Genomic DNA, 5,941 nt, shown 5'->3' with positions numbered 1-5,941 from the left:
GATCGACGTCGGCGATCGGCCGGCGTGCGGCATCCGCGATGATCGCATCGTAGGTCCCGAGACGGCGGAGGGTCCCGTAGGTCAACTCGGTCGCGAGCCCCGCGTCCGGCCCGGTGAGCCCCGCCCGCGCGATCGCGCGCGGCAGCAGGAGGTTGGCGTACGCGTCGGTCTCGTCGACGGCGCGCAGGACGTCGTAGGCGACCCAGCGCGGCGACGCGCTCACGAGGCCACCTGCGCGCCCGGCAGCTCCACGCGGGGACCGTCGAGGCGCAGACCGCGCCACCAATCGCCCGCCGCCATCGCGCCCTTGCCCGCCGGCTGGACGGTCTTCAGCACGACCGTCGTGCCCTCCCCCGCCGCCAGCAGCACGTCTTTGCCCGAGACGCTGAGCACTCCCGGCGCGAGGTCGGTGTCCGGCCCGCGATGCGCGGCCAGGACCTTCAGCCGCGCGCCGGCGATGCCGACGTGGGCGCCGGGCTCGGGCGTCGTGCCGCGGAAGCGGTCCAGGACGACATCGGCGGGGCGAGTCAGATCGAGCGCGCCGTCGGCGATCGACAGCTTCGGAGCGAGCGTCGCCGCACCGCGCTGAGGGACGGCGCGCGCCGTCCCCGCGGCGATCTCGTCGATCACCCGGGCCAGCAGTTCGGCGCCCGCATCGGCCAGGTCCGTCAGAACCTCCCCGGCCGTCGCGCCGCGGGGGATGTCGTAGCGCACCTCGCCGAAGACGTCGCCGGCATCGAGTGCGGCCACCAGCTGGAAGACGCTGGCGCCTGTCGTGCGGTCGCCGGCGATGAGGGCGTGCTGGACCGGGGCGGCGCCGCGCCACCGCGGCAGGAGCGAGAAGTGGAGGTTGATCCAGCCGTGGCGCGGCACCGACAGGAGCGGTTCGCGCACCAGCCCGCCGTACGCGACGATGACGCCGAGATCCGGTGCGAGCGTCTCGACGGCGGCGGTGGCCTCGGCATCCAGACGATCGGCCTTGATGACCGGAACGCCGAGGCTGTCGGCGGCCTCGGCGACCGGAGACGGCGTCAGCACGCGCTTGCGGCCGAGAGGGGCGTCGGAGCGGGTCACCACGCCGACGAGGTCGTGAGCGGATGCCGCGACCGCCCGCAGCGACGGAACAGCAGGCGCCGGGGTGCCGGCGAAGACGATACGCATGGGATTCCTCGGATGACGAAGGCGATGGTGGCGAGAGGACGTCACAGGTCCAGTTCGGGGACGTCGAGCCGCACCCGCAGTGTAGTGCGGGTGCCCGGGCCGCTCCGGTTCCGCGCGCGCTGGGCGGCACGCCGACCACGGAGCGCCTCGGCGACCACGGCGGCGCGGAGCGTCTCGGCGACGGTCCTGCCGTGCGCGTAGTCGAAGCGGACGAGCGCACGCACCAGATCGTCACCGACGGGCACGGGGCCCAGGATCGACCCGGGCGCCGCCGGGAGCGTCGGGACGGCGTCTCGGAGGTCGTTGAGGGCGCCCTCGACCGCGGTGAGGGTCCCCTCGACCGCGGCGACCCGGACGACCGGCGGCATCGCGAGCGGTCCGCGATCGGCCAGCTCCGCGCGCGCGTACGCGGGCTGCGTCCACGTCGCGAGAGCCCGCGCCACCGGACCAGCCACGCCGACGAGGTGTACGGGCGCGGACGGGGCGGCCAGGGCCGCGGCGTTCGACCACCAGCGCAGCGCCGATTCGCCGATGCGCAGCTGCTCGGCCAGCAGCATGCGATCGCCGTCCAGCAGGATCACCGCCCGGTAGCCCCCCACCGCGTGCGGTTCGGCGCCGCGTGTCGCGATGACGAGGGCGGGGCGCGCCTCGACGCGGGTGACGGGGTGGGCTCCGTCGGCGACGATGACGCGGGTGTTCGGGAAGGCGCGGCCGAGCTCGTCGGCGGTGCGCTCGCTCCCCGACGACGCCATGCGCAGCTTCGCGGCGCCGCACTGCACGCACGTCCACGCCGGATCGGATCGACCGCACCATCCGCAGTCGGGAGTCGCCCCCGGTCGGCGGGCGCGGAGCGGACCGGTGCAATGACGGCAGCGGGCCGGCGTGCGGCATTCGGCGCACACGAGCACGGGAGCGTAGCCGGGCCGTGCGACCTGGACGAGGACGGGGCCTTCTCGCAGGCCGTCCCGGGCGGCGGCAAAGGCGCTGGAGGGCACGCGTGCCCCGTGCGACTCGCCTTCGCGCGTCGCCGAGAGCACGACCGTGGGGCTCGCGCGGCGTGCCGCCGGCAGCTCGCGCACCCACCCCAGCTGCACGAGTCGCTCGACGTCGGTCGTGCGCGTATGGCCCGCGAACACAAGTGACGACCCTTCCAGCTCTTGGCGGATGAGTGCGGCGTCGCGAGCGTGTACCCCCGGGCTGAGCGGTTCGGCGAGCAGCGGGTCGCCGTCGTCCCAGACGATCACGCAGGCGGTGTCGTGCGCGGGCGCGTACACCGTCGAGCGGTTGCCGACGACGATGCAGGGCCTCGGGGTGCGCAGGCGCAGGTAGGCGGCGTACCGTTCCGGCCCCGAGCGGCGGGCGTCGTCGCGCACGATCGCATCCTCGCCCACGCGGGCGGCGAGCACCGCGAGGAGCTGTTCTTCGTCACGGTGATCGGGCACGACGACGACGGTGCTGCGGCCGGCTCCGAGCTGGCGCACGGCGACCGCCGCGAGCAGTTCGGCCCAGGCGCCGATCGGCAGCTCCGTGCTCGGGCGGGGCGGCGCATCGAGGGCCAGTCGCTCCGCGGCGGCGACGGCGTCGGCGAGCCCCGGGTACGGGCTCAGGACGGTGTCGGCCCACGCCGCGGCATCCGCGGTGACCGGTGATGCCGTCGGCGAGGGCTCCGTGTCGGATGCCGCCGACTGCGCCGCCAGCCATGCCTTCTCCGCCCTCACCATGCGCTTCGGGATGACGAGCCTCAGGATGTCGCTGGCGGAGCCCGCAGCGCGATCAGCGGCGCGCCGGGCGAGCGCGTAGAGCTCCGGGGTGAGGACCGGGACCGGCGACACGATCGCGTCGAGTTCGGACAGCGGGCGCTCGGGCGCCTCCGCGGCGACCACGTCCACCAGGTAGCCGTCGACGACGCGCCCCGCGGTGCGCAGCGGTACGCGCACGCGCACGCCCGGAACCGCATCGGCCACGAGCTCCGCCGGCACTTCGTAGTCGAAGAGGCGGTCGAGCTGCGGCAGGGGCGAGTCGATGAGAACCCGCGCGACGACGATCACGGCGCGGCTCAGAGTCCGGCGGCGGCGCGCAGCTCCTCGACGCGGTCGGTGCGCTCCCACGTGAAGTCGGGAAGCTCACGGCCGAAGTGCCCGTACGCTGCGGTCTGCGCGTAGATCGGGCGGAGGAGGTCGAGGTCGTCGATGATCGCCTGCGGACGCAGGTCGAACGCCTCGCGGATCGCGGACGTGATCTTCTCGTCGGAGACGTGGCCCGTGCCGAACGTCTCGACGTACAGGCCCACCGGCTCGGCGCGACCGATCGCGTAGGCGACCTGCACCTCGAGCCGATCGGCGAGACCGGCGGCGACGGCGTTCTTCGCGACCCACCGCATCGCGTAGGCGGCGGAGCGATCCACCTTGGAGGGATCCTTGCCGCTGAACGCGCCGCCGCCGTGGCGGGAGGCGCCGCCGTAGGTGTCGATGATGATCTTGCGTCCGGTGAGGCCGGCATCGCCCTTCGGGCCGCCGGTGACGAAGGGGCCGGCCGGATTGATGACGTAGCGCACGTTCGAGACGTCCAGGCCGGTCGTGGCGAGCACGGGGTCGATGACCTCGGCCTGCACCGCGGCGCGCAGAGCGGGCAGCGAGATGTCGGGGTTGTGCTGCGTCGACAGCACGACGGTGTCGACGGTGCGGGGCACGTGACCGTCGTAGCCGAGCGTCACCTGCGTCTTGCCGTCGGGGCGGAGGAATCCGAGAGCGCCGGAGCGGCGGGCGTCGGTGAGCCGTTCGGCGAGTCGGTGCGCCGTCCAGATGGCCATCGGCATGAGCTGCGGCGTCTCATTCGTCGCGTAGCCGAACATGATGCCCTGGTCGCCGGCGCCGAGAGCGTCGATCGGGTCGACCGAGCCCCCTTCCCGGTGCTCGATCGCGGTGTCGACGCCCGCGGCGATGTCGCTCGACTGCTCGCCGATCGAGACGGTGACGCCGCACGAGTCGCCGTCGAAGCCGGTCTCGCTCGAGGTGTAGCCGATGCGGTTGACGACACGGCGAACGATGCCGGGGATGTCGACGTAGCCGTCGGTGCGGACCTCACCTGCGACATGGACGAGGCCGGTCGTGACGAGGGTCTCCACCGCGACGCGACTGCCGGGATCGACCGTCAGCAGGGCGTCGAGGACGGAGTCGGAGATCTGGTCGCAGATCTTGTCCGGGTGGCCCTCGGTGACGGACTCGGACGTGAACAGACGCAGCGCGCTCATCGGGGCTCCAGACGACTTCGGGTACTCGACAATCATGCCCGTGATCTCCGACACGACGTCGTCGCGGTCGGGGTCACGGGCATGTCGACGCCATACGGCGTCATGATGTCAGGCGGGGATCACTCCGCCGCGCGCAGGCGCAGCTTGTCCTCGTGGATCTCGTGCAGCGCGATCGTGAGCGGCTTGTCCTCGACGCTCGAGTCGACGAGCGGACCGACGTTGTCGAAGAGGTTGCCCTCGTGCAGATCGGAGTAGTAGTCGTTGATCTGACGTGCCCGCTTGGACGCGTAGATCACGAGCTGGTACTTGGAGTCGACCTTGTCGAGCAGCGCGTCGATGGGCGGGTCGATGATGCCCTTGTCACGTCCGGCCATGATGAACCTCCAGGATCGAATGGCGGTGGGAAAACTCGCGGGGAATGCCCACGCGGGAGAAATCGTGGCCGCAGGATGCCGCGGCATCTTTTCATTCTATCAGCGCCGCGCCGGCGCCGAGCTCATCGATGTTTGCCGTTGCTGAATGCCGTTCATCCGTCCCGACACGCCGCTTCGGGGTGGTCGAGGCGGCGGCTGCGGACGGATGAACCCGCCGACTCAGCGCGCGAGCGCGGCGATCTCGGCGGCGGCGCGCGCGACGTCGTCGTTCACGACGCGGTAGTCGAACTCCCCCTGCGCGGCGAGCTCCACCTTCGCGGTCTTGAGGCGGCGTGCGCGCTCCTCCGCTCCCTCCGTGCCGCGTCCGACGAGACGGTTGACCAGCTCGTCCCAGCTCGGCGGGGTCAGGAACACGAGGGTCGCGTCCGGGGCGGCAGCGCGCACCTGGCGGGCACCCTGCAGGTCGATCTCCAGGAGCACCGTGCGCCCCTCCGCCAGCGCCTTCTCGATGGGCGCGCGCGGCGTGCCGTAACGGAAGGCGTTGTGGACCGTCGCGTGCTCGAGGAGGGCGTCGTCGGCGATGAGGGCGTCGAAACCGTCATCGTCCACGAAGAAGTAGTGCTCGCCGTCGACCTCTCCCGGGCGCGGTGCGCGCGTGGTCGCCGACACCGACAGCAGGATCTCGGGGTGGTGATCCTTGATGTACGCGGCGACGGTGCCCTTGCCGACGGCCGTCGGGCCGGCCAAAACGATGAGGCGGCTGCGGCCGCTGCGCGGCTGGAGCGGCGGGAAGCGGCCGTCGAGCCACGCCGTGAGCGCGGCGCGCTGGCGCGTCCCGAGTCCACCGAGCCGCTTCACGGGCGCGATCTCGAGCTCGGCGAGCACGCGGTCGCGCTTGCCCTCGCCGATGGCGGGCAGCGCCGTCAGGAACTCGGTGATCCGCATCGCACCGGCGGGCGAGTCGGGGGCGTCGAGGGCGCGCTGCAGCAGTTCCTGCGGCGTGATGACGCGCATCGCGACATCGTGTTTGAGCGCGGCGCGCTCGCGTCGGGCCGCGACAGCGCGACGGGATGCCGCGACGCGGTCGACCTCGGGAGGAGTGCGGGAATCAGCCATGGGATCTTCCACGGTACAGCTCTGCGCGCTCCGCGATGCG

The 5,941-nt window shown here is 72.7% G+C and carries 6 protein-coding genes; all 6 read right to left on the bottom strand.

Annotated features, from left to right (window positions below):
- The coding region (locus tag BGN98_RS04655) for a transcription antitermination protein NusB (protein ID WP_288119891.1) at window positions 1-223 on the bottom strand (223 nt) is incomplete at its 3' end.
- Window positions 220-1,161 (bottom strand): methionyl-tRNA formyltransferase, encoded by a 942-nt coding sequence (gene fmt / locus BGN98_RS04650; RefSeq protein ID WP_061683453.1) that lies wholly within the window; start codon window positions 1,159-1,161, stop codon window positions 220-222. The genes fmt and BGN98_RS04655, both read right to left, overlap by 4 nt.
- A gap of 41 nt (window positions 1,162-1,202) precedes the next feature.
- On the bottom strand, window positions 1,203-3,209 hold the full coding sequence (locus BGN98_RS04645) for a primosomal protein N' family DNA-binding protein (RefSeq protein ID WP_061683454.1): 2,007 nt from the start codon (window positions 3,207-3,209) through the stop codon (window positions 1,203-1,205).
- An 8-nt stretch (window positions 3,210-3,217) separates the two neighbouring features.
- A complete protein-coding gene (gene metK, locus BGN98_RS04640; protein WP_061683455.1) occupies window positions 3,218-4,411 on the bottom strand; it encodes a methionine adenosyltransferase in 1,194 nt (397 codons plus the stop codon).
- Window positions 4,412-4,530: 119 nt separating this feature from the next.
- Window positions 4,531-4,785 carry a DNA-directed RNA polymerase subunit omega gene (rpoZ, locus tag BGN98_RS04635; RefSeq protein WP_005055218.1) on the bottom strand — a complete coding sequence of 85 codons (255 nt, stop codon included), beginning with the start codon at window positions 4,783-4,785 and terminating at the stop codon, window positions 4,531-4,533.
- 219 nt (window positions 4,786-5,004) lie between these two features.
- Complete coding sequence (gene gmk / locus BGN98_RS04630) at window positions 5,005-5,901, bottom strand: guanylate kinase (protein WP_061683456.1); 897 nt, start codon at window positions 5,899-5,901, stop codon at window positions 5,005-5,007.
- Window positions 5,902-5,941 lie beyond the last annotated feature (40 nt).

Source organism: Microbacterium sp. 69-7 (genome assembly GCF_001897985.1).
GTDB classification, from domain to species: Bacteria; Actinomycetota; Actinomycetes; order Actinomycetales; family Microbacteriaceae; genus Microbacterium; species Microbacterium laevaniformans.
This window is presented reverse-complemented; position numbering and strand designations above follow the sequence as displayed.

Excerpts from the sequence above, each read along its gene's own strand:
- rpoZ (WP_005055218.1), bottom strand. The coding sequence starts at position 4,785 with ATGGCCGGACGTGACAAGGGCATCATCGACCCGCCCATCGACGCGCTG.
- metK (WP_061683455.1), bottom strand. The coding sequence starts at position 4,411 with ATGAGCGCGCTGCGTCTGTTCACGTCCGAGTCCGTCACCGAGGGCCAC.
- gmk (WP_061683456.1), bottom strand. The coding sequence starts at position 5,901 with ATGGCTGATTCCCGCACTCCTCCCGAGGTCGACCGCGTCGCGGCATCC.
- fmt (WP_061683453.1), bottom strand. The coding sequence starts at position 1,161 with ATGCGTATCGTCTTCGCCGGCACCCCGGCGCCTGCTGTTCCGTCGCTG.